Genomic DNA, 25494 nt, shown 5'->3' with positions numbered 1-25494 from the left:
CACGGAATGTTTTTTAAAGAAACAAAAGACTAAAATGTCGATATCAAGTAGAAACTATAACGAATACGATATCTTGAAATGGAGAATAAATACATATTTTTGTTAGCATAGAAAGAAGGCAAGAAAAGAAAGGAGATACGATGGCAAACAAAAAAGAGTTAATAGAGACAGGATGGAACTTTGATAACAGTTATGCCCGCCTGCCGAAATCATTTTTTTCAAGTCTTACTCCAACTCCTGTACGTTCACCGAAGTTAATCATTTTGAATGATTCGTTGGCAACATCTCTTGGGCTAAATATTCAGGAGCTTAAAAGTGAAGAAGGGGTAGCGGTGCTTGCTGGAAACGGGATTCCCGAAGGAGCTTTTCCTCTTGCCCAAGCTTACGCGGGGCATCAGTTTGGTCATTTTAACATGTTAGGAGACGGACGGGCTCTGCTTCTTGGCGAGCAAATTACCCCCTCTGGTGAGCGGGTTGATATTCAACTAAAAGGTTCTGGTAGAACGCCATACTCGCGCGGAGGTGATGGACGAGCAGCACTTGGACCGATGCTACGAGAATACATCATTAGTGAAGCGATGCATGCGCTCGGTATTCCTACAACTCGCAGCTTAGCAGTAGTGACAACGGGTGAGTCCATCATTCGCGAAACCGAACTGCCTGGTGCCATTCTCACCCGTGTCGCTGCTAGCCATCTACGTGTTGGTACTTTTCAATATGTTGCAAATTGGTGCAATCCCGAAGAGCTCCAAGCTTTGGCTGACTATACAATAAAGCGTCATTATCCAGACATTGAAACAGATGAAAGTCGATATCTTTCGCTTCTTGAAAAAGTAATCGAACGTCAAGCCAGGTTAATTGCTAAGTGGCAACTCGTTGGCTTTATCCATGGGGTCATGAACACTGACAACATGACGATTAGTGGGGAAACCATTGATTATGGTCCTTGCGCTTTCATGGATACTTATGACCCGGCAACAGTTTTTAGTTCCATTGACATTCAAGGTAGGTATGCATACGGTAATCAACCGAGTATTGGCGGGTGGAACCTTGCACGATTTGCCGAAACTTTATTGCCGTTATTGCATGACGATCAGGATGAGGCAGTCAAACTAGCCCAGGATGCGATTTCACAATATCCTAAGTTATACCATGCTCATTGGCTCGCAGGAATGAGAGCGAAACTGGGAATATTTAATGAAGAGAAACAAGATGAAGCCCTTATTGAAGCCCTTCTCAGTATGATGAAGAATTATCGTGCGGACTTTACGAATACATTCCGTGCATTAACTTTTGATCTTAAAGAGGATACGGATCTGTTTAAAACCCGAGAATTCGCAGAGTGGAATGAGCGGTGGCAGGCGAGACTCGAAAGACAGCAGGAATCGAAAGACGACTCGCATCAGTTAATGCTAAACAGCAATCCAGCAGTAATTCCCCGAAACCATCGGGTAGAAGAAGCATTAGAAGCCGCAGTGAACCAAGGGGACTACATTGTGATGGAGCGCCTTCTTGATGTTCTTTCGAGACCATTCGCGCACTCACCAGAACAAGCTGATTACTGTACACCAGCTCCGCCATCATCTCGTCCATACCGAACGTATTGTGGGACATGATTAAGTGACTCATCTAAAACTTTTAAAAAAGAAAATACAGCTATCTATGTTTTATCGACAAAATACTGTGAATCATTTCTGGCATTCAACTTCTCGAAGGTTGAATGCTTTTTTATTGTATGGAATATCAATTCGTTTAGAGATATGCTTGGCTTTTACTCAAAAAAAGAACAGGGATGAAAGGGTACATCTATTTGATATCGGATATTGAAAATCATTTATATAGAGGAAAAGCAGGAAAATGAGATGTAAGTGCTGAATCAAGCATATGGGGGGATTGAAACAGCAAATTTTCTAAGATAAGCAAACAAGGGAGTGGAGTAAGATGACGTTACAAAGAAAATATGAACAAAAATTGATGAAAGCTGCACAAGCTGTAGAAATGATTAAACCAGGTCAAGATATTATTACCCCTATTATTACAGGAGAACCTCCAGCATTAATGGAAGCCCTTCCTCATCATGAAGGTCTTCGTAATAATCGTTTGTTTCAAATGTTATCATCTAAACCTGTCATGGAAATTGAAGAAAATCGGTTGAAAATCATCTCAATGTTTCTAGGAAAAGATGAAAGAAGAGCGTTTCAAGCTGGGCAAATCGATTTGCTGCCAAACCACTTTTCGGATGTTCCAATAATTTTAAGTGAAATTACGAATGAACCGGCAATTCTTGCAACGGTGTCACCGATGGATGATCAAGGGTATTTTTCACTTGGCACGAACTGTGATTACACCGCTCCGATGTTGGAGACGGCCAAGACGATATTACTAGAAGTAAATGAGCAGATGCCGCGTACATATGGGGAGAACCAAATCCACATTGATGACATAACAGCGATTGTTGAAAATAATCAGCCTCTTCCTGAAATCGCTGATCCTGTTATTACAGAAAAGGATGAAAAGATCGGAAGCTATATTGCACAATTAATTAATAACGGTGACATCATTCAAATTGGTTTTGGTGCGATTCCAAATGCGGTAATGGATTTTTTGAAAAACCATCGAAACTTAAGTATTGCTACGGAAATGATTCCAAATAAAATTGTTGATCTGATTGAAAGCGGTGCGATTAGCAATCTTTCGAGAAAAAAATATCAAGGGAAGACGACAGGTACTTTTGCGTTTGGTACAAAACGTCTTTATGATTACTTACATGAAAATAAAGACATTTACATGCTTCCTGTCCATAAAAGTAACCATATTACAGAAATTGCACATGACGAGAAAATCGTTGCCATTAACGCAACGGTAGAAGTCGATTTTCTTGGTCAATGCAATTCAGAAAAAGTCGGTAACCTATATTGGTCCTCAACAGGTGGGCAATCAGATTTTGGGATAGGTGCGCGCCTTGCCAAAGAGGGAAGAAGCATTATTTGTTTACATTCTACCGCGAAAAATGATGAAATTTCTAAAATTGTCCCAACTTTAGCAGCTGGAACACCCGTCTCGACATCAAAGAACGATATCGACTATGTTGTTACAGAGTACGGTGTTGCAAAACTTCGTGGAAAAGCGATCCGCGAACGTACAAAAGAGCTTATCCGTATTGCTCATCCAAAATTTAGAGAAGAGCTTAAATTTAAAGCGAAAGAGATGGGATATCTTCTCTAAATCCTTAAAAATGATCAATCCACATGATTTATAGGTTGATAGAAATTAATGAGAGGTTATTTTGTAAAAAAAAAGAAATCTTTCTATGTTTATAGTTGTTGAGAATGGGAATTTTAAACATTCAGGAGCGGAAAAATGTATTGGGAAACTCTACCTAATTGGTTTTGGGCAATATATTACTTGTTTTTGTTTACAACATTAGGAACTGCCATATTTAGTTTTATAAAGAAGAAACGGAATATTTTGTCCATAGTAGCCATTGCATTCACTGTAACCATTCCAATAATTAGCCTGATAAATAGCATCGGAAGACCAGAAGGAATGCATGAACTTGAACATTTAGTGAGTCAATTACAACAGGGGGCTATTTGGTCTATTATCTCAATTATTGGTTATTTGTTCTTATTAGTATGGTGGGTTTTATTTCTGTTTAAGACTAAAAACTAACTTGTAGTTTCGAATTAATACACTGCACAGACCTCAAATAGAGGTCTGTGTTTTTGCACTACTCAATATCTCCAAGTTTGTTCGATAATTCTCCTACCCATTACATGGTCTGGGTGCCAATGAGAATATAGAGCTTAATGGATTAAGTTTTAGCGAACTGAAAGAATTAGAAGTGAAATTAAAAGGTTCTGATATGAATGTAGACTTTGCTTACGATACCCAAATAGTTCGTGTGTAAATCAATTAGAATAGCGGAAGGACAAATTGGTAGAAATGAGTTAGAAAACGTTTATGAACATCAAAGTAATATCTATTAAGATGAAGTTCGTACTCTATGTTTGACGAATCAACAATTATTTGGAGATATTAGGTCAATAAACGATTAACACCAAAATATGTTTTTTTCCGACTTTATCATTACCTTGGTCACGCAGTAGGAATCTTTACAAACCACACCTCAATTTAAAACTTTTTAAACGGGTAGTGGTTTTTTCTTTGGAGGAGACTATAAATGATTAAATATAGACAATTCTCTTATTAGTTATTCTCGTTACCTCTTTCTTTTTAATGCGTTTTTCAGCTTATAACTTAAGGAATTAGAAAGGAAAATATTCGATTCTTTGCTAAATAATGATAAAATAAGCAATGTGTTGACACTTTTCGTGAAGCTTTTTGATGTGGGAGGATATAAGATGGATGTAAAGTTTAGTAAGCCGAAAACTTTTGGAGAAATTTTGGATCATACGTTTCGTTTAAGTAAAACGTATTTTGTTCCATTCTTTTTCATCTTTTTGATTTTTTTCGGTCCTATTTATTTTCTTCAAGCCATTTTTGATATGCTTTCTGGAACGAGCTTTTTCCGGGAAGTAGGTGAAGGAGATATGTGGCTTGAACAAGTTTTCACAAGTTTTGATGATACGAATGTAACAGATTATTCAAGTAATCTAGTAGCTGACATAGGATTTGTATTATTGGGATTTATTAGTCTAATTTTTTATCCAATTGTAGGGGCTGCGATATTTTTTGCAATAGACCGTATTCGTAAAAATGAAACGTTTACGGTTGGGTCGGTTATTAAACAAGCCTTTTCTCGATTTTGGCAGACTTTTGTCAGCAGTGTGTTGTACGGGTTTATGGCAATTGTATTGATGTTAGTACCTGTGATCATGATTATATTAATAGCCGTCCTTGGCTTAATAATTGATCCACTCTTTGGGGTTTTGTCCGCGATTATCTTATTTCTTGGGTTTGCCATTGGAATCGGTTATTTATTAACGCGGTGGAGTTTTTATTTTGGCTCTGTTGTCATTGATAATAAAGCTCCTGGAATCGGAAGAAGTTGGATTTTAACAAAAGGTCGTGGTTGGATATTAATGGGGTTGTATGTTGTTTTATTACTCATTATTACTTGTATTAGTATCGTAATTGAAGTTACGCTTGTGTTCCTTTTAGGAAACAGCGTATTGTATACCTTGATTTCGAATCTAGTAACAATGCTCACGACGATGATTTATACAGTTGGGTTTGCCGTTATGTTTTTTGATTTAAAAACGAGAAATGATGCAGACGATTTAAAAGAGATGGTTGAAGAGTATTCCGAGGTTCATTCCTTAAACGGGAATTAGTTAGAGGTTGGTGATTGTGAATGATCGATGCTGATAAAGCGAGAGGTGAACTAGAACATATCCTTCATAAAAAGGAATATACCGTTTACGATCGAAACGACAGTATGATTGATAGTTGGTGGAATGATTTCAACGATTGGGTCTTCGATCAATTAGAAAAGTGGCTTCCTGATTTGTCACCAACAAGTAGTACGGCAAGTATAGTTACGATCGGCTTATTAATGACTATCATCGTAATCTTTCTTGTCATCTTATTTTTCGTAGCTCGTCGCATGCGTCATAGTTTTCAACACAGTATGAATAAGCCTTTGCAATCGTTGAATGAAATCCAATGGTCATCCAAACAGCATTTAACAGAAGCGCATAGGCAAGAGCAATTAGAAAACTATTCTTTGTCGATTCGCCATATGTTTTTAGCACTTCTTCTGCACTTTCACGAGAAAGAATGGTTGGAAGCGAAAATTTGGAAAACAAACTGGGATTACTACGATGAGTTAAGGAGAGTGGATCAAACGGGAGCGGATCATTTTTTCGATCTTGCTCTCATTTTTGATGAAGTAACGTATGGAGAAAAAAGCATTGATAAAGGAGAATATGTAGAGTATCGAAAACGTGTCATGAAATGGTTAATGCCCGAACAAGAGCAAAATTCTAGCCGAATAGAGGGAGGGTGAGGAATTTGCGAAAACAAACTTCTAGTAGACGAACGAGTATTTGGCTCATGATAACTATTCTTATCTTTATCACTATTAACTATTTTCTAGTGTCACCAGAGCCGAAAGATTACCCTGCTTATTTAGCTCACTCTCCTTCTCCAACAGGTGTAAAAGCTTTCTATACATTGTTAGAAAATGAAACAGATTCTGTGAAAATATGGACGCATCAGCCACAGTTTCTACCAAATCAGAATGATAATCAACTGCTTATCATGGTAGAACCTTCTTTTATTCCAGAGCAAGAAGAATTGGATGCTTATCAAAACTTTATGGAAGCAGGAAATACGATATTCTTATTTACAGAAAATCCTAATGGAATGTTCGATGCGAAGAGTGAATTCGAATATACAAAAGAAGATTCGAATGATGTTTCGATCGTTTATGATCAAACTGGGGTTAAACATAGAGGATACGTCAACACTCCGGAACGCTTTCAGGTGAATAAGCAGGATCAAGTACTACTTTATGATGATGTTGGAGTCATTGCTTATGAAAAACCTTACGGAAAAGGACGTTTGATCGTCGTTAATTCTCCACAATGGCTGACAAATGAAATGATATTAGAGGAAGATCATCTTTCCCTTGTTATCTCTTTCATTAATAAGGAACGCCCTGACACTATTTTATTTGATGATTACATACATGGAGAAGAACATGCTTCAAATTTTCTAACCTTATTTCCAAAATGGTATTTACTCATCCTGTTACAGGGAGCAATACTTGTTGTATTGTGGCTTATGCGAAAAGGGAAAAGATTTGGCCCTATTTTCGTGCCGAGGGAAGAAAGTGTTCGCTTCAGTGATGAAAAAATTAGAGCATTAGCCGCATGGTATCAAAGATGCCGACGATATCAAGACTCGTTATCGATCCAAGCTGATTATATGAATCTATTGATGCAAGAAAAATGGGGAATTCCATCTAAAAAAGAATGGAGAGAGAAATTAGATGAGCTTGAGAGTAAATGTCACTCGATGACAAGGCGAGAGATTGAGCAATTTTTAGTAGGCTTAACCGATGTGTTAGCGAAAAAACATATTAGTAAGCAAGAATATTTGTTATGGTCAAAGAAATTAGATCGATTCAGAAAAGAGGTTGAAAGAAATGAATCAAGAGTTAACAACCGTACTCGAAAAATATGAGGAACGAATTTTAGGGCAAACTAAAAACTTAAAGCTTCTTTTCTCTGCTATTTTAGCAGGTGGACATGTGTTGCTTGAAGGTGTTCCTGGAACAGGGAAGACGCAAATGGTTCGAACGCTTGCGAGTCTTCTCGGTGGTACTTTTCAGCGAATCCAATTTACCCCAGACTTATTGCCGAGTGATATTACAGGAAGCACCATTTACAATATGAATGAAAGCACATTTGAGACGGTCAAAGGTCCTGTTTTTACGAATATTTTACTTGCTGATGAGATTAACCGTACTCCGGCCAAAACACAAGCGGCCTTATTAGAAGCGATGGAGGAAAAACAAGTTACTATTCAAGGAGAGACATACCGATTACCAGATGTCTTTTTTGTTGTGGCAACACAAAATCCGATTGAATTTGAAGGAACCTATCCACTACCAGAAGCTCAGCAAGATCGATTCTTATTTAAACTGCATATTGACTTCCCATCATTTGAAGAAGAGAAAATGGTGTTAAGACAAGTTTTTGAAGGGCGTTATGAAGAGGATGATTTGCAGCCTATACTTGATATGGAGACTTTTTTGCAAACGAGAAGAGCGATACAGAAGGTAACCATAAGTGAAGACGTTCTTGATTATATGATGCAAATTGTTAGAAAGACGAGAGAATCTGACTCGATTCTTTATGGTGCTAGTACAAGAGCGGGGATTGCGATTGGGAAAGCTTCTCAAGCTTGGGCTTTTCTATCAGGGAGAGATTATGTGACGCCTGACGATATTAAAATGGTTGCAAAGCCAGCATTACGACACCGTATTCAACTATCTCCACACATAGAATTGGAGGGAACGACCGTTGATCAAACGATTGATGAGCTGGTTGGGTCAGTTTCTGTTCCGAGGTAATGGGATTATCCCAACATCTCGATTCTTACTCGTCTTTGTCTTCCTTTCGCTTCTCCTTCTGATTGGAACCATTTGGGGAGTATCATGGAAATTCGTAATAACGGTCAATCTACTAATTATTTTTGTGAGCTTACTTGATTTGACAATTTCAGCGAAAAGAAGTGAGTTAACATTTAAACGGACATTTCCAGAAGAGATGGAAAGAGCGAGACCTTATCAAATTGATATCGAAATCACGAATCTTTCTAACTATCCCCTTCGTTTTCAAGTGATAGATGGGATTCCACAATCATTTGCTAGACCCTTTCCGTTATCTGGAGAGATGCAAAAAGAATCCAAAACCGTTGTAACTTATGAAACGAAGGCTTCTGTCCGTGGTGAATATGAGGTGAATAAACTTTACATTCGCTATAAAAGTTTGCTTGGCTTTTGGGAAAAGCAACGAATCGTTCATTTACCAGGTATCATTAAGGTTATTCCAGACTTAAGCGAGACGAAACAGTTATTGGAAAGTCCACAACAATATTTGCTTTTTGAGGGGCAAAAGATTCGAAAGCAAAAAAGTGGCGTTGGAGAGTTTGCGAAAATTCGCCGTTATGCTGTAGGAGATGATCCGCGCAAAATTAATTGGCGGCAAACAGCCAAACTTCGCGACGTGATGGTGAATGAGCATGAGCCTGAGCACGGGAAGTATGTGACCATTTTGATCGATTGCGGGCGGGTGATGGGAGCAGAATTAACTCACTGTAATCGGTTAGAGAAGTCCATTGAAGCGGCCATAACGGTTGCAGCTGCAGCATTACGGAATGGAGATTATGTATCCGTTTTAGCTTTTTCAAGAGATGTTAACGTATTCGTCCCACCTGCAAAAGGGATGAATCATTTAAAAACGATTCTTCAATCGATTTATCATATTCAAGTGGATGCAAGCGAGTCCAATTATGGAGCCGTATTTCATTACGTTCAAACGGTTCAAAAGAAGCGAAGCATGCTTTTGTTATTCAGTGATGTTCATACCTTTCTTCACGAAGAAGCGGCCCTTACTTATTTGAAACGGCTACAAAAGCGCCATAAATTTTTCGTGATTGGAATAGAAGATGAAGTTTTATTAAAAAGAATCAAAGATGAACCTGTAAATGTGCAAACAGCGATGGTTAAAAGTATGGCTCAGCAGCAATGGCTAATGAAAAAGCGGGAGAAACTTAAATGGGAAAAGCAAGGCCTCCAAATGTTGGAGGCGCGTGAGGAAAAATTAGCGGCAACAGCCGTTACGTATTATATAGACACTATGAATCGTGGGTTGGTTTAAAGTTTCGATCAAGGAATAGCTTTCCGATCACCATATATACGATGAGTCCAATGACTGTTAAAAATGCAACCATATATTTCGCTTCAAGCGAGATGGCTGCAGGGGTAATATAGCCTTCAATAACTCCAGCAATAACAAAAAGAGGGAGGGTACCAAGAAGCAACTGAACAGAGCGTTTTGCTTGTTGTTTTAATTGGTAGCCTCTTGAAACATTTCCTGGAACGATGAGTTTAAAACCCATTAGTAACCCTGCACCACCCGCGATAAAAATAGCAGTTAACTCAATCATTCCATGCGGAACAATATAAGCCCAAAATTCATACGTTTTTCCATAATGCCAGAAAAGTGCCGCTAGAGCGCCAATAATCATTCCATTATAAAGTAATAAATAGGTCGTTAAAATCCCAAAGGTGACCCCTCCAGCAAAGGCTAATATGGCAACTTGGATATTATTCGTCATAATACTAGCCGACATAAGCGGGGAGTCAATCATTCCGTCGCTCATTCCTAATTGTTCAGGATCGACCCCATTTGTAATACTCTCGGGAAGAACGGAATAAAAGTGGAGGGGGTCATGCAACACGGAAAGGTAGCCGCCGATTCCTCCGATAGTAAATAACAACATGGCAGCGATAATAAACTTCCACTGCTCTAAAAGCAAGCCGATAAACGTTACACGAAAAAAGTGACGAATTTGCTTTAGGCTAGAAGATTGGTCACGATATAAAAGATTATGAGATTTAGCCACGAGTTCATTTAAGTAAAGCGTTATGTCTTCTTTCGGAAAGTACGTTTGACTATAGGCAAGATTTTGGGCTGCTTTTTGATAGAGTCGATGGAACTGATCAATTTCGGGCCCTGTCATTTTATTCGATCTTTTATGTAGCATAGTGACCATTTGCTCTAATTGATCCCAATGATCTCGATGCTGTTTAACAAATTGTTTGATGTTCACTGTTACACCTACTTTAATACTAGACTTCATTATAGTAAGTTTATCAAAAAATAGAAACATATAACAGGTATCATTTAAAGGTAGGAGATTATTATGAATCAGGAATATGTAGATATTAAAACACCGGAATTCGTATCACTTCAATTTCGTCCTGCTGGATTAGGAAGTAGAGCAGCAGCCAATATTATCGATCAAATCATTTTATTGATTGGTAATGTTTTGCTTTTCGTTGCTCTTATTTTCATATTCGATAGTGACAATCCTTTCTATTTGCTTATAGAAAAAATGTCGTCTTTATTGTTTGCTACATTCATTCTTGTTTTATTTTTAATTAACTGGGGTTATTTTTTTGCCTTTGAATATTTTAACGGTGGGAGAACACCGGGGAAAAAAATGATGGGGATTCGCGTCATTCAAGACAACGGACAAAGTATTACATTGCTTTCCAGCTTTATTCGCAATTTTTTACGAGTTATTGACTATTTACCTTTTTATTATTTTCTTGGAATGATTATGCTTTTCTTTCATTCGAAGCATAAAAGAATTGGTGACTTAGTAGCAGGAACGATCGTTGTTCATGAAAGAAGAAAAAAAGGCAAAAAGCGCTCACCTCTTGAAAAGGAAATAGAGAGAAGAGGACTTTCTCATGAGAAACTTCAGATTGGAGAATGGGAATTAAAGCAGCTCGGACAAAAAGAGTGGGAGCTTATTAACACATACAGCCAACGCTTTTTGCAGATGCCTATTCATCAAAGAAATCTGTTCACAAAACAAATTGCCGACATCCTATTACCGAAAATTGGCGTAGAATCAAATCGAAAAAGCCAAACGGAATTAGAAAACATCCTTCTCATACTTTACTTGAAATTAAGGGAGGAGTGGGATTGGATGTAGAAGGTTGACCTGCAAGAATTATATGATTTAGAATCTACCCAACGTCGGAACCTTGCTTTTCTATGAGTACAATATACACATTTCTGTTAATTCGAAGCCAAGCACAATGTCAAAGTTATTTTATCAGATGAATGTGCGGACCAATTATTTTTGGGCTATAGAAGTCATAGAGCGTATTCAAAAAGTGTCTAATTCGCTTAAAAAACAAAAATGCACCTCGCATATTGGTATTTTTTGAGTTGGGTTACTTTAGTTTTACCAATTTTTTACGGTGGTGTATTTTTATTTTTCTAGAAATTTAGGGCTTTTTGATCACGCTTTTAAAGTAACGGGTGCAATTGTTGAAGATCTATAATGGTCTTTTAAGATTATCTAAATCGAGTCTTCTGTTAAATGGCGCTTTCCAGGAGTAAAGAAAGTGCCATTTTCTTATGTGTCATTGTTTCTCATAGTTTGCGATTGTTGAATAACTAGGGTTTGAAAAAGACTCTCTTTGAACATAATCGAATTTAGATTAATGGATTTTTACATTAGGAGAGTGAAATAATCATGTTACTATCCGAAGTATGGGAAAAGTATCAACAAGATAAAAAAATTGAGGGATATTCACTACTTACATTAAAAACATATTGTTTTCAATATAATATCCTATTACGATTTTTCGGTGATATTGATATGAGTGAATTGACAACCGAGAAACTAAAAGAGTATCTAGTAAAGGCAGGAGATCACTTAAAGCCATCTAGTTTAGGACACAGGGTTCGGTGCGTTATGGACGCATGAGGAAGGCTATATTTCGAAGAATCCAGCTGCTAAATTAAAAGAGCCGAAATTAGGTAAAAGAATTCCAAAATTCCTTTCTGAATTAGAAATTGAACATATTAGGGAAGTTTGCCATACAACGATGGAGAATGCGTTATTTGAGTTTATGTATTCGACCGGATGTCGTATTGGGGAGGTTGAAAAAATTAAATCGAGATGATATTAATTTTTAGATGAATTCGGTTATTGGTGATAAGGAAAGGGAAGTATATTTTAATACACGTTGCTCCATTTGGTTAAAAAGATATTTTGATGAACGAGATGATGAAGATCCTTGTTTATTCATTACGGAAAGAAGGCCGAAAAGGCGTATGAGTATCGATAACTTAAGATATGTAATCAAAAGAATATCGAATCGCGCTGGAATAAAAAAGAGTATACATCCTCATCAATTACGACACAGCTATGCTACACATATGATGAATAACGGTGCACCACTTGAGGTAATTCAGAGCTTACTAGGTCATGAAATGAGTGAGACCACTAAAATATATGGTCAGTTTAGTGGAAAGTTGAGACACGATTTTTATAGTAAGTATTTTTGAAATGGTTTTAATTAAAATCAAAAGGGGTAATTCACATATTAAAGTTATATCTGCTAAATACAGGATTTCTGATTCACTAACAGAGGTATTTATTTAAGTTGTCATAGGAATATGTTATGGTAATGATAGGAAGCAAAACAAGGAGTGATAAACTATGAAATGGGAAGAGGTTCGTAAATTATACCCAGATCAATATGTAAAACTTAATATCCTTGATTATTACTTAGAAGATGATAGAAAAATTGTAACAGATGTAGCATTAATTAATGTCATTGAAGATTCTAAATTGGCTACAAAAGAGTTGATTAAATCAAAAGGGAATACCATTGTTTATCATACAGGTTCCGATAAAATTGTTATTGAACTTAGAACCCCAACAGGCTTAAGAGGTATGAGATTATGAAGTTAGAGCTTGTGAATCGATTACTGGAAGTGGAAATGACGATTTCATATAAAGGAAAAACGAAAATAATAGATAAGCTTGTTATTGATACTGGTGCAGCTCATACACTTATTTCATCTGACATAGTTGAGGACATCGGTATTTATTTTGAGAATGGAGATCCTTTAGTCAGTGCGTATGGGGTTGGCGGTGAGGAATATTCATTCCGAAAGCTAGTTGATTTTATTAAGCTCGGTGCGCATGAAATAACAGAAATGAAGCTGGATTTTGGAAACTTAGATGATTGGGGTATCAATGGTCTCATAGGACTTGATATCTTAATGAATGGTAAATTTATAATTGACTTAGAGAAATTAGAATTAGTTCAAAATTATTAATCGAAATATGCATTTCCTATCAATTTAGCTATAGAGCGTATCTTTCAACAAGGATACGCTTATTTTAGTTTAGGGTGGGCGATTATTGAGGAATATGCCTTTTCGTGAATCGGGCCATTTAAAGGCATAAGGCTCATTGATTTGGATTTTAGTTTAACACGGATAGAATATCTTTTAGTAAAGATCTTATGGTGCAATTTATGAGATGCAAAAATTGAATTATTTATTGATGCCAGTAAGACAAACAGTTTAAATTAAATTGAACTTTCAAAAAGTTGAGCAGAGAGGAGATAGTTAGATGAGAGATTGTAAAAGTAGAGAAGGTATTGATAGTCTTGATAACCAAATCGTAAAGTTAATTAGTGAAAGAAGCCGGTTTGTTGAACAAGCTGCTAAATTCAAAAAGGATGCTGAAGATGTTAAAGCTCCGAAAAGGGTAGAAGCTGTTATTGAAAAAGTTCGTAAATTAGCTAATGAAAATAATGTAAATCCTAATATTATTGAAGAAATATATCGAACAATGATTTCATGTTTCATACAACATGAAATGGTTCAACATTCAAAAAATAAATAATTAAAGTAAAGAAACTGGCGTTTATGACAGTTTTTGGTGTTTCTTCTTGGACGCGTTAGTAAAAGCCATTTTTACAGCTCTTTCGTATTTTTGAATATTGGGCAGCTAGAATTATCCATTCGTGAGTATAATGATACAAATATTGGTTATGTTCACCTATACTATCTAATCCCAGAAAAACGTGGCAAACAAATAGGAAATGAATTACATAATTATGCTATGAATTTTTTTCAGAAACAAAATGTTTCAGAATATCACCTTCGAGTATCCCCGCAAAATATAAAATTTTATTTGAAGAACGGGATGCAAGAAGTTGGACTTGACCTTAATGGAAAAGCGATTAGAATGAAAGGGTTTGTTTAGGAGATTTTAATGAATTTAGGCTTACTATAGAATTTAATATTGTTGTTAATGACAGATTAGTGAAAGAAGGGAAAATTAAGACAAGTAGTGAATATAATAAACAATAATGTAATCTTTAAAATGAAAAAGGAGCTACAAATGAAGAAGTTATCTTTCATATTGTGTTCATTGGTCTTCGTTTTCACTGTGTTATTAAATGCTCTTCTTAATTTTAGAAATTACTATCAAACATCGATCTTTCTCAATCGGGCTCTTTTCTTTAACAAGAAGAGTGTCTTTCTTTATGATTGGTCAATATATTCTGGAGGGAGAAAGGAAATTAGTTCATCTAAAATTTGTAAGTTACGCTTGAAAAGGGCAGTTTAGTGAAATAAGAAATAATGATCATTGCTTTATAATTTGCAAAATCAATTTTAGAGGAGGAGGATTATGAAGCCATTCAGTATATGGTCATTGGCATTGACAGTTTTAGGGCTGCTTTTATTTGGATTTAATTGGATAATAGAAGGTTATTTTGAATTTATCGTACTTATAGGTTCTTTTGTTATATTGTTAGGGGCTTTATCTAGTTTTATCGCTATCGCTAAAGGAGAAAAAAGTAGGATAAAACTTATATCACTTGCTTCTTTTTTTATCGTTCTGTTTTTAATCGCTTGGTTTGAACCATTCCAAGTGATACGTATATTGATTTGGCTTAAAAATATTGCTGCTTAATTAACTTAGTGTTGTAGTTACATTTTTTCTTTCATAACAACAGCAAAAATATTTTATTCAATAATAAGGGTGCGATTTCTTAACAACATAGAGAGGAATGATCACTTTATTATAGGTTAAAGTTAGCTTAGTGTACAAAACTTTCATTGAGCTCTTTAGGCCCAGTTAAAAAAGTCAATAATAGTTTGCAGATGGCACATCTACTATTTAAAGATGTGCTATTATAATGTAAAGTAACCTTCACAGTAAAGTGTCCTTTACATTATAATGATGTATAGAGAGGGATGTTTACTTATATGAAAAATCGAATGAAACAATTGAGGCAGGAGAATGGGATTTCTCAGGAACAAATGGCAGAAATGTTGAGTGTGTCTCGACAGACAATTATTTCAATTGAAAAGGGACGTTACAATCCTTCGTTGCCTCTCGCTATTCAAATTGCACGTTGTTTTAACACAATTGTAGAAAAAGTTTTCCTTTTAGAAGATGAAGAAGAATAGTATAACAAGATAATATTTTTAGATTAGGAGAGGATTTTTATGCAAATGAGCAGTAAAGTAGGGAGAAGGTTTTTCTTAATAAGTGGCTTTGTATTTTTGTTTTATAGTCTGCTAATAGGTTTTGCCAGCGTTACAACAGGGGCTTTCTTTGTCGGACATGAACTTGTTTTTTTAGGTACGACAGTTATGTCCTTTTGTCTATCATACCTATATCCGCAATTTAAAGAAAATGATGAACGTTCAAAACGAATACGAGAAAGAGGAATGTTTTTTAGTTATTTCTTTATTTTAGGGTATATGATTATTCTTATGCTACTTTTTCAATTTGAAATCCTTGACTTAAATGGATATCAGACGGTTTGTTTGTTAGCAACATTAACAATAATAACTGTATTTTCTTCGTTTGTTGTATTGTCAAAACGTTACTAAGAGTATTGTGTTTGCAGGTGAGGTGTTTTAATATGGGATAGCCTTCTTTATTGAACAAACCCTTGTATGATAGTTTTTTTGGAATTTCTGGATAATTTGTGTGTCCAATAAAAGGGCTTATAACTAAAAAGATCTAATAAAAGGGTAAAACCTTGGCGCGTGTATTTGACAACTTAAAAATTGATCACATCGGGAATGTACCCATGGGTATGTTGGATATGAACTAAAGGATATTTTTACTAACTGTGAAAAATGTGCGAGCTTTTTGTTGTTGAGGAGAATGAGGAAGCCGATTAGATTCCTTTTGGATGATGACTTGTTATTTAAACAAGCTTTTGAGAATTACTTTTAGAAAATGCAGTAGGCTGCGGTGGGATCTAAGTAATCAGCGAAATCTATAGAATAATATGAAGTCTACATGACAGAGGAGGTAAAGCATGTTAGCAATACAAGACTATAAAGCGATGATTCGGACGGTTCGAATAGAAGATGCTGAAGCAGTACTTGATATTCAACGTGAGGTCATTAAAGAAAAGGACTATTTTATAGCAGTTTCAGAAGAGTTTAATAAAACCGTGAAAGAGCAACAAGAATGGATAAAAAAAATTATCGAGCATGATAGAGAAACAATGTATGTTGCAGAAATGAATGGAAAAGTAGTAGGTTGGATCGTGTTCCGGTCACAAGAGAGAAAAAGGATGCACCACACAGGATCTATCGCTATCATGCTACAGAAAGACTATCGAAATAGGGGAATTGGCAAGCTTTTGATCGAAGAGATCCTTTCATGGGCAGCGCAGCATCCAGTAATCGAAAAAGTTTCGTTAGGCACGTTCTCCTCGAACACAAGAGCCATAGAGTTATATAATAAGCTCGGGTTTGTCGAGGAAGGGCGAAAAGTAAAAGAGTTTAAGATTAACGAAGATGAATATGTAGACGACGTCTTGATGTATAAGTTGGTTAAATAGGTAAGAATTATAGCTTTGATGTGGAAAGTTTACTCATGTGGAGCGTAGTGGGCTCCTATCAAAAAAATAAGACATATTTTACGTCCTTTTGAAGTAACTGTTTTATATTAGTTTGAGAAACAATTTGACAGCAGTTACAATGAATAAAAAAATTCGTCTACACTGACTGATAAAAGAAATTCAGTTATTCCATTGGGCTATTATTCCAGTCTTATTGAGCTATATATTGTTCAATTTAAGGCAGGTTTGTTTAATAAGAATTGATGCTAAATTGAAGCCATTATATTCAACACCTGTCCATCAAATCGTCCAAGGGCTAGATTGGATTATATTTTCGTTAGTCCCGAACTAAAGGTTGTAAAAGCAGAAGTTATCTAAGAAACAGCAAAGGATTCTGACCATTTACCGTTATTATCAACAATATCTATCGATTAATAAATTACGGATTTCTTACAAAATTAATGATAGAATCCAATCTTTAACATCTATCATGCGCAGGTTCTTTGGTTTTGTATTTGTTCCAGTTACGATCATTGGAACAAGTGAATCTTGTGCATGCAATCCACCGTGGCTAGCACCCCCAACATGAGTTGGAGACCCTTCACCTATAAACTCATGACCTGGTTTTGCACTAACAACAACATAATCACCTTCGTGTGAGAAAAACGCCGTGTGAAGCCTTGCTAGTGCATCTGGATAATCCTTATAACGAATTGTTTTTTCATTCATGGAGAGATCCAATAGTTCTATATCACCTTCTATATTCCAAGATTGTCCATACTCATCCTTAAACTCTCCATCGGGATGAAAAGTAAGCTGTCCATCTTGAATACCGGAAATTACAATAATGGCATTTCCTTTTTTCCACGCAATGACATCAATTCTCTCATCTTTTTTCAAGACGTTTGCCAAATCTTCTAAAGGTACTATTTTTGAATCCAGTGTATAAATGAAAGCCATTCTTTCATTCACACCAAGAACGACTTGATCTGATGGACGTATTCCATCCTTTAATTTTGGAATTTGATACATGTGTAACAGTTTTCGAAGATCGATCAATGCAGCATGTCGATTTTGATCAATCCATGCTTGGCCATTATCGCCTAGAATAATCCAGATATGATTCGTTAATGCTTCTTCCCATGAGTGATAAGTATTGAGGATCTTTTGCAGCTCTTTGTCTACTTTTTTTATCCCATTTGTATTCATTCGCCCTTTTTTATGTATGTGTTGATCTAAATCAGGAAAGTAAGCAATTGTAAGGGCTGGAAGCATTTCTCGTTCGATAAGATATTTCAATTCCTTCGCTGTAAACTTGTCATTAAATCCATATTTTTGCCAAAATAAAGAGTATCTTTTTGTCGGATTCAACCTTGCCATAGCCCCGTAGGAAAGGACATAAGGCGCATTCGCTACTTTATTTCTTTTTATCCCTGTAAACAAAGACATGAGAAAAGGAAATGTTATTTGTGTAGGTTGACTTCCTCTATACAGTAAAGTGTTGATAGATGCTGTTTCAATCTCTTTTTCCATCAATAGTTCATGAATGGTTTTTTGTTTTTTACTTAAATGGCTATGGTTTAAATGGTAAAAAATATCTTCCATTGACTGTTTTAAGCCTAATTTTATCAGTTCTCGTACATGACTTCCGTAATTAACAATCCGATTTTCTTTCTTATTAAACCAGACTAAACCTGGAATTTTATGTTGATCACTGTAAACACCAGTAATTAATGTGCTGTCAACATTAACAGACATGGTAGGAAAGGGGCTGACCATATTAGGAACCTTATACCCATTTTTAATAAAAAATTGAAAGACAGGAGCTTTTCCGCTCTTGATCGCTTCCTGTAACGTACAATCCATTAATGTATCAATGAACAGCATAATTACCTTTTTCTTCTCGGGTGGATCTACTGTCATCAAAAACGCTTCCTTTCACCAAAACAGTTCTATCATTAGTTTTCGTTATATTTCTCATTAATATTGACAAAATTTCAATAGAAAATAAGGATGTATAAACGGTATCGTAATTTGCCTAATAAATAGCTGTTCAAATATTTACATGGTGTTTATAAAGTGTTAATATTTAGAAAAATTAAATGCGATGAAGAGAAGAGTAGATAAAAATTTTCTTCACAGAGAGCTCCGGATGCTGAAAAGGAGTAAGAAATTTTTATTGAAGCAAGTCTCTGAGCGGCACATCGGAACGGTTCATAAGCGATGGTGTGACGGGAGCTCCCGTTATCGAGCTAGGGTATAAGCATTTTTGAAATGTCGTACCTGAAAAGGTTCATATGGTGACATGTGAACGAACTGGGGTGGCACCACGAGAAAATCTCGTCCCTAAGACTAAGTCTTGGGGGTGGGATTTTTTTTTATTGGTTAAAAATTCATATTCCGTTCAAGTAATAAAAAGTCAATCTTAAAGAAAGGATGGGGGAAGGTAAATGAAGAAAGCTAGGAAGTATCCAATCATGATGTTATTCGCGATCGGAATCTCGAATATAGGAGATTGGATTTATCTCATTGCACTAAATTTAATCGTTCTAAATCATACAGGATCACCACTTGCCGTTGCGATTCTTTATATTTTGAAGCCTCTAGCTGCCATATTTACAAATAGCTGGGCAGGAAGCTTGATTGACAGATTAAATAAGCGACGATTAATGATTTTTCTTGATTTATTCCGTGCAATATTGATTGCATCTATTTCTTTATTTACTTCAATAGAATTAATGTATTTAATTGTCTTTCTAATAAATATGGGAAGCTCTATCTTTCGTCCTGCTGCGATGACTTATATGACGAAGTTCATTCCACCTGAAAATCGAAAAAGGTTTAATTCCCTACGCAGTTTAGTGGATTCAGGAGGATTTATTTTAGGGCCTGCCATTGCAGGGATGCTTTTTGTGATAGGTACGCCAACATTCGCCATATATTTCAATGCATTCTCACTTTTTATATCGGGAGTTATCACTTTCTTGATGCCTAATGTTGAAAAGGATTCTTTTAATACTACACATGTTCAAAAGCTCTCAATGCATTTAATAAAAGAGGACTGGAAGGCGGTCTTAAATTTTAGTCGAAACAGTGTTTATGTGATGATCATTTATTTTTTGTTTAATGGGATGATCGTGATGACAGCAGCAGTTGATTCACTGGAAGCTACTTTTGCAAAAGAAGTCTTATTATTATCTGGTCATGATTATGCGATTCTCGTAAGTATTGCGGGCATAGGGTTTGCAATCGGTGCTTTCATAAATACAATATTTTCAGAAAGAGTAACGACTTCTTCGTTAATTGGATTGGGTTCATGTTTTGTTTCGGTAGGGTATCTTCTATATGCTTTTTCAGAAGGGTATCTCATGGCAGCGATTGGTTTCTTTGTCCTTTCTTTTTCTCTAGCTTTTGCTAATACAGGATTTCATACCTTTTATCAAGCTCATATTCCTGTTGAAATGATGGGGAGAATTGGCAGTGTATATGAACTAGTGGAAGCAGTTCTAGTCATCATGACTGCCGTCTGCATTGGCCTTTTAGCTCAATTCCTCTCCATTCGCTTGGTTGTTATTGGTGGAGCTATTGTCATGTTATTAATCACTGTAACGTTATTGTTATTTAATGTTCATCCGTCAAAGAGGGGATATTATCGTACGGTTCCATCACAGGGTGGTAAAAGTGTTTAAAATTTTATTTCTTAAAAAGCACAGCCTTTTAATAAGGAGTGTGCTTTTATAGTTGATTTATGGAAGGGAAAGGAATATTTAGGGTGATGTAGAATTATTTTAAGAAGAAGGGGGAGTAAAAATAACATTATCCGTTATGGTTCTTGTTACAGTATTTGGGATTGTTGGGTATTTAGCGATTGGATATTGGGATTATTTTACCGAGATATTAGAGAAGAAAAAGAAATTGTAAGTTTAGCCAGAAATTATTGTGTATTTACTATACATGAGTTAGGATTTATTTTCAAAGCTCGGGTGAATTTTTCGAAATTTGGGAAAACTGGTTAGTCTGCAGTCAAGAATGATAAAGTAGTTGATGATAATAAAATTAATTTTGAGTCAATAAAATATGAGGAACTTGTAGAATTGTAGTAAGGGAAGTGATTTTACATGAAGAAAACGATTAACGTTTGGTCATTTATTTTCTCATTCATTTGTCTAGTTTTATATTTAATTATTTCACCGGGTACCATTGTGACAAACGTAATAGGTGTTCACCGCTTGGGAATTGTCTTAATTATTACTACCATTACGTTTGTTTTTGGAATGATTGGTTTCTCAGGTGTTCATGATTGGAAATCGATGATTAGAAGTATAATAACTATTGTGATCACTTTAGGTTTATCAATATTCTTGTCATTTGTAATTTTTTTTGGAAGCTTGTTAAGTTGAAGATTTAATGAATAAAAATGTATTGGAATAAATGGTGGAGAGAAAGACAGACTGATTTAACTAGCAAATCAAACTATCTTCAAGTTTCAATCATTTATTTAATCTTTATATCCAATCGACCATGATGGAATTTAATGATTTTGAGTCCTCGAACATAGGATTATGGCCACTATATTCAAATATCACTTTTTTTACATGGGGTAATTGCCACCAACTGAATACCATAACGTAGTCGGAGCAACCAAAATGTCGTATTTCCCTATGCCAATAAACACTGGTTTATTGGTATCTTTCAAATGCTTTATCAAGTTAAGTTTAGCGAAAGCCTCTCCCCATAAAAAATCAATGATTTGCATGTTTGTATATACTCCATCCCACATAGAATCAGAACTATTATTATTGTCAAGAAATGGAAGGAAGTTTAAAAAGAATTAATTTTAAAGAAATTATAACTCACCATAATGGTGTTTACAGATGTATAGGATCAAAAAAATAGAAAGAATAAAAGCAGGAGGGAAAACGTTGAGCATTGGAAATGTGTATTTAAACGTTGTTACGGATCGGTTTAAAAGTATGAAAGTCCTTGGCGAACGAACAATTGCTCAGCTATCAGAAGCTGATATTCATTGGCGTTTGAATGAGGAGTCAAATAGTGTTTATGTAATTGTTAAACATTTAAGTGGAAATATGGTATCTAGATGGACTGACTTCTTATCTTCTGATGGAGAGAAACCTGATAGAAATCGTGACCAAGAATTTGAAGATCATTTACAATCAAAGGAAGAATTACTAGTTATGTAGGAAAAAGGATGGAATTGTTTATTTAATACACTAACTTGTTTAAAAGAACAAGATTTATTGAAAAATGTTTATATTCGAGGCGAACGTCATTCAGTGATAGAAGCAATCGAGAGGCAAGTAGCTCATTACGCTTATCACGTAGGACAGATCGTTTATATCGGTAAACAAATTAAAAATAATGATTGGGAAAGTCTTAGTATCCCGAAAGGAAAATCGGAAGAATTCTTACAACAAATGCTAAAAAAACAGCATTTTAAATAAAAAGGTTACTCATATCAGCAAGTATTAATTAAACGAGAAATATTTCTCAGTTTAAAAACAACTCCCCAATATTGCAAAGTACAAAACGGGAGAGTTGCTTTAAAAAATCCCTAGCTTTTAGTTTATTCATTATCAAAATGAATCTATTTATCTAAAAGTTAAAATAAGTTTTTCCGCATAGACTTGCAAGCTTTTCTAGCATTCGTCATCATCGTCGTCGAAGAAATCTGAATCAGATAAAAAAATAAATGGACCGCTTTCTCCACCACAAGCTAAACAATCATTGATGCATTGCTGAACACCTGTTCTAAATACAGCTGTACACACATTGACGCAAAAGTTAGTGCAGGAGCCGCTATCTGCTGCAAATGAACGATATTTCCTTTTTCGCATTTTGATCACCTACCTTTCACAGTTAAAATATGTACAACCCCTTTCGGTTGGAACGATTTTCGTCTCGTCTATAGAAAGGTAGAAAAGGCTAAATAGAAGATAATGCGCATGTGATTAATGTTAAGGTGGATGTTTAGCAGAATCTTTATCTATAAAAGAATTTAATTGTGAAAATGGTATTACTAGAATATTACAATAAATTAGTCGTGTCTTTTTTGTCTTCTTTCATCATGTGTTCGAGTTCAAGTCTCATTTTTTCTGTTTCTAGCATATAGTTTTCGTGTTTAAGCTTTTCAAGTTCCAATTCTTCTTTAATCATTTTTTGTTTAAGTTTTGCTTGTGTTTGAAAATGATCCGTTACGATTGCGATAATTGGAATCGAAAAAATCATCACAACGGCGACTAATCCAACCATAATGTCCTCCTTTTGGTTTCTATTAATAATTGAAGTGACCTTTTTGAGTTAAATTATACCAAATTTATTAAATGATATGTAAATGTTTGAAAGAGAATTTTAAAATTTATGTTTTATTGGCATTGGAATCGAATAAAATGACACTTTATAAATAAACAGTAGAATTGATATATCACATCTAAAATCCATAGGCATATTAAATGAAAAATACGGTAATAACAGCAACTATAATCGTAACACTGATACATTCGTCCTCGATTGTCATCTTTCTTTCTAACAAGGCTTGATGACAGGGTTCTTGCTGTAGACCGCAAAGTAAAGTAGTCAAGAGCACTCTAAAGTTGTGGTAAAAGTATTTGGTGATACTTTTGGACATATCTTTTGGTATTATTAAAATCCAATGGCAATCATTCAACTGTTAATGGATGGACAAAGTAGTTACAAAAACAGTGGTTTTTGGTAACCATCATTAGTTAATCGATCTGCACAATTGAGTATAAATTAGAGAATCTTATTGAGACAAGAGATAGACTTTTAGTTAAAGAGCTTCAAAATTCTTTAGAAGAAAAACAATTTGAGATTGCGGCAACAAAACAAGAAAAAAGCATGGTGGAAAAAATTTTTCAACTAAGTGACTGCATAGAATCCCCCTTTTTTATGCAAGATTCAACGCTTCAGAAAAGAGGAAAATCCTTAATCTATCAACGATGTATAAAATCCAGCAAAAACGGGTGAAAACCAAAAACCACCGATTCCTTGTGGATTAAGGGATAGGCGGTTTTTAGTACTTCCCATCATTGGCCTTATGTTAACTAGATTTGTATATAATATTCAATAATTTATTGATAATCTACTAGAATATAGTGGATAAATAGGTATTATTTATTAATTTTTTTAATAGTATCGGAACAATTTGTCTATTTTTTTCGTTTATAAAAAGTAGGGAGGTGATTAAAAATATAGAGGAAATAGTCGTAATCATATTACTTTTAATTTAAACATAGGGAGGGGCTGTCTAAAAAGTCTATATTAGGATAAAGTACTCCAATATTAAGAACCAAATATTGCTGTGAAATCAACATTCTTTGGGTCAAACTTTTTAGATTTCGGGGCGTAAATACTACTTTTCGGACAGCCCCATTTTTATTTTAATAAAAATTAATTTCAAATACTTCCTTTGAAGTCCATGGCCATAAATAATCAAAACCACTATGAGTATGCTGATGAATTGGTGCATAAAAATCCCCAGGATATACTGAAATGTAAAACTCATGTGAAGGTGCCTTATCATGTACACCATAGAATTCTCCACGTCCATCCTTAAATACCTTTGCATAATAAAAAACATCAATATCTGGCGCTGTAGTTAATGGATTGCTAGAAGCTAGTCCCATGCGATGATAAATATAGTCACTTACGTATTCTCCATTTTGAATATGAATATCACTATAAAGTGCTCTATCGTCTATAAGTTTATAATTCTTATCATATCCCGTTGTTAAGACAATTTGTGGGTTTAAAACAGCATTCCCATATCCGGTAGATTGGCGGGCTTTGGACTACGAAAAGTCATCTTCTTTATGTACGTCTAAATAGTTCGTGAAGCGTTTTTGCATATGGCGCCTCAATGCCGCTGTCCAGAATCGAAATTCACCTTCGTATCCACGCACAACGTACGTATAACGCCATATGTCCTCATTGATCACTTCTCGTTCGAACACTTTAATGCCTTTTGTTTGCATGGAACGGTGTGTTTCCTTAATATCAAGATTTAGTTGATGAATTATTGTTCTATAAAGTCCAATCAAAGGTTTTTGGAGGCGTATCGTCGACGCCTCGATTGCCTCGATGTCCTTTTCTAAGGTTTTTTTCAACAAGTGAAGGATAATGTAGTCTGCGGCTATGTCTTTATCTTCCGTTGTAATAGGAGGGATCAATACTAACCTTAAAAAAATGAAAGGGAGGAATACAAGGTAATCTCAAGACTCCTTCTTGCATGGATCAGTTTCCCTTTTTGTTCTTGTAATGAATAAATTCGATTTGATAGCTGTTGGCACAGGGAGTGTAAGTCTTCCTGTGCTTTTGTGCGCTTGGCAGCGCATCGGACTAACGGGTGAAAGTCCCGAACACACCGTAGTGGCGGAAGTGTATAGCCGACAGGTAGTGCATTGCCGTGAGGAAGTGTGCGGAGGACCTGAAGGCAAAACCTGGAACAGGCGACAATCTAACCGTGTTGGCTGGCAGAGTCGGATAACCCTGCAAAGGAAGGGAGTGTCCAAAGCCACAAGAGGGCTCTGTTAGTTAGGAGGACTGGATTCAGGGGAAAG

General features: G+C 35.5%; 24 protein-coding genes, 3 pseudogenes and 1 other annotated feature. Of the genes and pseudogenes, 21 read left to right on the top strand and 6 right to left on the bottom strand.

Annotation, left to right across the window (positions count from 1 at the left end; genetic code table 11):
• Positions 1 to 140: 140 nt before the first annotated feature.
• The 8 genes from MLD65_RS10320 (at position 141) to MLD65_RS10285 (ending at position 9353) form a co-directional block, all read left to right on the top strand.
• The gene (locus MLD65_RS10320; RefSeq protein ID WP_243291789.1) at positions 141 to 1616 is read left to right on the top strand and encodes a protein adenylyltransferase SelO; all 1476 of its coding nucleotides are present in this window, start codon (positions 141 to 143) and stop codon (positions 1614 to 1616) included.
• A gap of 325 nt (positions 1617 to 1941) precedes the next feature.
• Positions 1942 to 3225 carry an acetyl-CoA hydrolase/transferase family protein gene (locus tag MLD65_RS10315; RefSeq protein WP_243291788.1) on the top strand — a complete coding sequence of 428 codons (1284 nt, stop codon included), beginning with the start codon at positions 1942 to 1944 and terminating at the stop codon, positions 3223 to 3225.
• A gap of 135 nt (positions 3226 to 3360) precedes the next feature.
• A complete protein-coding gene (locus tag MLD65_RS10310; protein ID WP_243291787.1) occupies positions 3361 to 3672 on the top strand; it encodes a hypothetical protein in 312 nt (103 codons plus the stop codon).
• A 692-nt stretch (positions 3673 to 4364) separates the two neighbouring features.
• Positions 4365 to 5297: a hypothetical protein gene (locus tag MLD65_RS10305; protein ID WP_243291786.1), complete on the top strand. Its 933-nt coding sequence runs from the start codon at positions 4365 to 4367 to the stop codon at positions 5295 to 5297.
• Between the two features lie 20 nt (positions 5298 to 5317).
• Positions 5318 to 5971, top strand: a complete 654-nt coding sequence (locus MLD65_RS10300) for a DUF4129 domain-containing protein (RefSeq protein WP_243291785.1) — start codon at positions 5318 to 5320, stop codon at positions 5969 to 5971.
• Between the two features lie 5 nt (positions 5972 to 5976).
• Positions 5977 to 7152 (top strand): DUF4350 domain-containing protein, encoded by a 1176-nt coding sequence (locus MLD65_RS10295; protein WP_243291784.1) that lies wholly within the window; start codon positions 5977 to 5979, stop codon positions 7150 to 7152.
• Positions 7115 to 8044, top strand: a complete 930-nt coding sequence (locus MLD65_RS10290; protein ID WP_243291783.1) for an AAA family ATPase — start codon at positions 7115 to 7117, stop codon at positions 8042 to 8044. Before MLD65_RS10295 ends, MLD65_RS10290 begins: the two co-directional genes overlap by 38 nt.
• A complete protein-coding gene (locus tag MLD65_RS10285; protein WP_243291782.1) occupies positions 7995 to 9353 on the top strand; it encodes a DUF58 domain-containing protein in 1359 nt (452 codons plus the stop codon). The genes MLD65_RS10290 and MLD65_RS10285 overlap by 50 nt, the downstream gene beginning before the upstream one ends.
• On the opposite strand, the gene MLD65_RS10280 is transcribed toward MLD65_RS10285, so the two are convergent.
• A complete protein-coding gene (locus MLD65_RS10280; RefSeq protein WP_243291781.1) occupies positions 9331 to 10308 on the bottom strand; it encodes a stage II sporulation protein M in 978 nt (325 codons plus the stop codon). The genes MLD65_RS10285 and MLD65_RS10280 overlap by 23 nt on opposite strands.
• 93 nt (positions 10309 to 10401) lie before the next feature.
• On the opposite strand from MLD65_RS10280, the gene MLD65_RS10275 reads away from it, so the two are divergent.
• From MLD65_RS10275 to MLD65_RS10230, 11 genes and pseudogenes are all read left to right on the top strand, one after another.
• Positions 10402 to 11202: an RDD family protein gene (locus MLD65_RS10275; RefSeq protein WP_243291780.1), complete on the top strand. Its 801-nt coding sequence runs from the start codon at positions 10402 to 10404 to the stop codon at positions 11200 to 11202.
• A 108-nt stretch (positions 11203 to 11310) separates the two neighbouring features.
• Positions 11311 to 11394 (top strand): annotated as a pseudogene (locus tag MLD65_RS18405) (asparagine synthase-related protein); the annotation flags it as partial.
• A 357-nt stretch (positions 11395 to 11751) separates the two neighbouring features.
• Positions 11752 to 12569, top strand: a pseudogene (locus MLD65_RS10270) (tyrosine-type recombinase/integrase).
• A gap of 154 nt (positions 12570 to 12723) precedes the next feature.
• Entirely contained in the window at positions 12724 to 12972 is a 249-nt protein-coding gene (locus MLD65_RS10265; protein WP_243291779.1) for a hypothetical protein, read from the top strand.
• On the top strand, positions 12969 to 13349 hold the full coding sequence (locus MLD65_RS10260; protein WP_243291778.1) for an aspartyl protease family protein: 381 nt from the start codon (positions 12969 to 12971) through the stop codon (positions 13347 to 13349). Before MLD65_RS10265 ends, MLD65_RS10260 begins: the two co-directional genes overlap by 4 nt.
• Before the next feature lie 298 nt (positions 13350 to 13647).
• Positions 13648 to 13923, top strand: coding sequence for a chorismate mutase (locus tag MLD65_RS10255; protein WP_243291777.1), 276 nt, complete (start codon positions 13648 to 13650; stop codon positions 13921 to 13923).
• A gap of 36 nt (positions 13924 to 13959) precedes the next feature.
• Positions 13960 to 14286, top strand: coding sequence for a GNAT family N-acetyltransferase (locus MLD65_RS10250; protein ID WP_243291776.1), 327 nt, complete (start codon positions 13960 to 13962; stop codon positions 14284 to 14286).
• Positions 14287 to 14715: 429 nt separating this feature from the next.
• Positions 14716 to 15000: a hypothetical protein gene (locus MLD65_RS10245; protein WP_243291775.1), complete on the top strand. Its 285-nt coding sequence runs from the start codon at positions 14716 to 14718 to the stop codon at positions 14998 to 15000.
• Positions 15001 to 15296: 296 nt separating this feature from the next.
• Entirely contained in the window at positions 15297 to 15500 is a 204-nt protein-coding gene (locus MLD65_RS10240; protein WP_243291774.1) for a helix-turn-helix transcriptional regulator, read from the top strand.
• A 39-nt stretch (positions 15501 to 15539) separates the two neighbouring features.
• Positions 15540 to 15929 carry a hypothetical protein gene (locus MLD65_RS10235; RefSeq protein WP_243291773.1) on the top strand — a complete coding sequence of 130 codons (390 nt, stop codon included), beginning with the start codon at positions 15540 to 15542 and terminating at the stop codon, positions 15927 to 15929.
• 437 nt (positions 15930 to 16366) lie between these two features.
• Positions 16367 to 16897 (top strand): GNAT family N-acetyltransferase, encoded by a 531-nt coding sequence (locus tag MLD65_RS10230; protein ID WP_243291772.1) that lies wholly within the window; start codon positions 16367 to 16369, stop codon positions 16895 to 16897.
• A 450-nt stretch (positions 16898 to 17347) separates the two neighbouring features.
• On the opposite strand, the gene MLD65_RS10225 is transcribed toward MLD65_RS10230, so the two are convergent.
• Complete coding sequence (locus MLD65_RS10225) at positions 17348 to 18820, bottom strand: alkaline phosphatase family protein (RefSeq protein WP_243291771.1); 1473 nt, start codon at positions 18818 to 18820, stop codon at positions 17348 to 17350.
• 175 nt (positions 18821 to 18995) lie between these two features.
• Positions 18996 to 19248, top strand: a binding site (T-box leader).
• A 99-nt stretch (positions 19249 to 19347) separates the two neighbouring features.
• Between MLD65_RS10225 and MLD65_RS10220 the strand changes: the two genes are divergently transcribed.
• Positions 19348 to 20586: an MFS transporter gene (locus MLD65_RS10220; protein ID WP_243291770.1), complete on the top strand. Its 1239-nt coding sequence runs from the start codon at positions 19348 to 19350 to the stop codon at positions 20584 to 20586.
• A gap of 902 nt (positions 20587 to 21488) precedes the next feature.
• Here the strand turns inward: MLD65_RS10220 and MLD65_RS10215 are convergent.
• Entirely contained in the window at positions 21489 to 21653 is a 165-nt protein-coding gene (locus tag MLD65_RS10215) for a hypothetical protein (protein ID WP_243291769.1), read from the bottom strand.
• A gap of 166 nt (positions 21654 to 21819) precedes the next feature.
• Between MLD65_RS10215 and MLD65_RS10210 the strand changes: the two are divergent.
• Positions 21820 to 22359, top strand: a pseudogene (locus tag MLD65_RS10210) (DUF1572 domain-containing protein).
• 583 nt (positions 22360 to 22942) lie between these two features.
• Here MLD65_RS10210 and MLD65_RS10205 read toward each other — a convergent pair.
• The 3 genes from MLD65_RS10205 to MLD65_RS18395 form a co-directional block, all read right to left on the bottom strand.
• Entirely contained in the window at positions 22943 to 23167 is a 225-nt protein-coding gene (locus MLD65_RS10205) for a hypothetical protein (protein WP_243291768.1), read from the bottom strand.
• Positions 23168 to 24315: 1148 nt separating this feature from the next.
• On the bottom strand, positions 24316 to 24603 hold the full coding sequence (locus MLD65_RS18400; RefSeq protein ID WP_481748516.1) for a DUF3238 domain-containing protein: 288 nt from the start codon (positions 24601 to 24603) through the stop codon (positions 24316 to 24318).
• Between the two features lie 123 nt (positions 24604 to 24726).
• A complete protein-coding gene (locus MLD65_RS18395; RefSeq protein WP_481748515.1) occupies positions 24727 to 25104 on the bottom strand; it encodes a YhjD family protein in 378 nt (125 codons plus the stop codon).
• Between the last annotated feature and the right edge of the window lie 390 nt (positions 25105 to 25494).

Origin of the sequence: Bacillus sp. FJAT-47783 (assembly GCF_022808615.1) — a bacterium.
In the GTDB taxonomy this organism is placed as follows: Bacteria; Bacillota; Bacilli; order Bacillales; family Aeribacillaceae; genus Bacillus_BZ.
The sequence above is the reverse complement of the archived record's forward strand: the minus strand, read 5'-3'. Positions and strand labels throughout refer to the sequence as shown.

What these genes read in the sequence shown, in the direction of transcription:
- MLD65_RS10320 (WP_243291789.1), top strand. Translation starts at nt 141, where the DNA reads ATGGCAAACAAAAAAGAGTTAATAGAGACAGGATGGAACTTTGATAAC.
- MLD65_RS10315 (WP_243291788.1), top strand. Translation starts at nt 1,942, where the DNA reads ATGACGTTACAAAGAAAATATGAACAAAAATTGATGAAAGCTGCACAA.
- MLD65_RS10310 (WP_243291787.1), top strand. Translation starts at nt 3,361, where the DNA reads ATGTATTGGGAAACTCTACCTAATTGGTTTTGGGCAATATATTACTTG.
- MLD65_RS10305 (WP_243291786.1), top strand. Translation starts at nt 4,365, where the DNA reads ATGGATGTAAAGTTTAGTAAGCCGAAAACTTTTGGAGAAATTTTGGAT.
- MLD65_RS10300 (WP_243291785.1), top strand. Translation starts at nt 5,318, where the DNA reads ATGATCGATGCTGATAAAGCGAGAGGTGAACTAGAACATATCCTTCAT.
- MLD65_RS10290 (WP_243291783.1), top strand. Translation starts at nt 7,115, where the DNA reads ATGAATCAAGAGTTAACAACCGTACTCGAAAAATATGAGGAACGAATT.
- MLD65_RS10275 (WP_243291780.1), top strand. Translation starts at nt 10,402, where the DNA reads ATGAATCAGGAATATGTAGATATTAAAACACCGGAATTCGTATCACTT.
- MLD65_RS10265 (WP_243291779.1), top strand. Translation starts at nt 12,724, where the DNA reads ATGAAATGGGAAGAGGTTCGTAAATTATACCCAGATCAATATGTAAAA.
- MLD65_RS10260 (WP_243291778.1), top strand. Translation starts at nt 12,969, where the DNA reads ATGAAGTTAGAGCTTGTGAATCGATTACTGGAAGTGGAAATGACGATT.
- MLD65_RS10255 (WP_243291777.1), top strand. Translation starts at nt 13,648, where the DNA reads ATGAGAGATTGTAAAAGTAGAGAAGGTATTGATAGTCTTGATAACCAA.
- MLD65_RS10245 (WP_243291775.1), top strand. Translation starts at nt 14,716, where the DNA reads ATGAAGCCATTCAGTATATGGTCATTGGCATTGACAGTTTTAGGGCTG.
- MLD65_RS10240 (WP_243291774.1), top strand. Translation starts at nt 15,297, where the DNA reads ATGAAAAATCGAATGAAACAATTGAGGCAGGAGAATGGGATTTCTCAG.
- MLD65_RS10235 (WP_243291773.1), top strand. Translation starts at nt 15,540, where the DNA reads ATGCAAATGAGCAGTAAAGTAGGGAGAAGGTTTTTCTTAATAAGTGGC.
- MLD65_RS10230 (WP_243291772.1), top strand. Translation starts at nt 16,367, where the DNA reads ATGTTAGCAATACAAGACTATAAAGCGATGATTCGGACGGTTCGAATA.
- MLD65_RS10225 (WP_243291771.1), bottom strand. Translation starts at nt 18,820, where the DNA reads ATGACAGTAGATCCACCCGAGAAGAAAAAGGTAATTATGCTGTTCATT.
- MLD65_RS10220 (WP_243291770.1), top strand. Translation starts at nt 19,348, where the DNA reads ATGAAGAAAGCTAGGAAGTATCCAATCATGATGTTATTCGCGATCGGA.
- MLD65_RS10215 (WP_243291769.1), bottom strand. Translation starts at nt 21,653, where the DNA reads ATGCAAATCATTGATTTTTTATGGGGAGAGGCTTTCGCTAAACTTAAC.
- MLD65_RS10205 (WP_243291768.1), bottom strand. Translation starts at nt 23,167, where the DNA reads ATGGTTGGATTAGTCGCCGTTGTGATGATTTTTTCGATTCCAATTATC.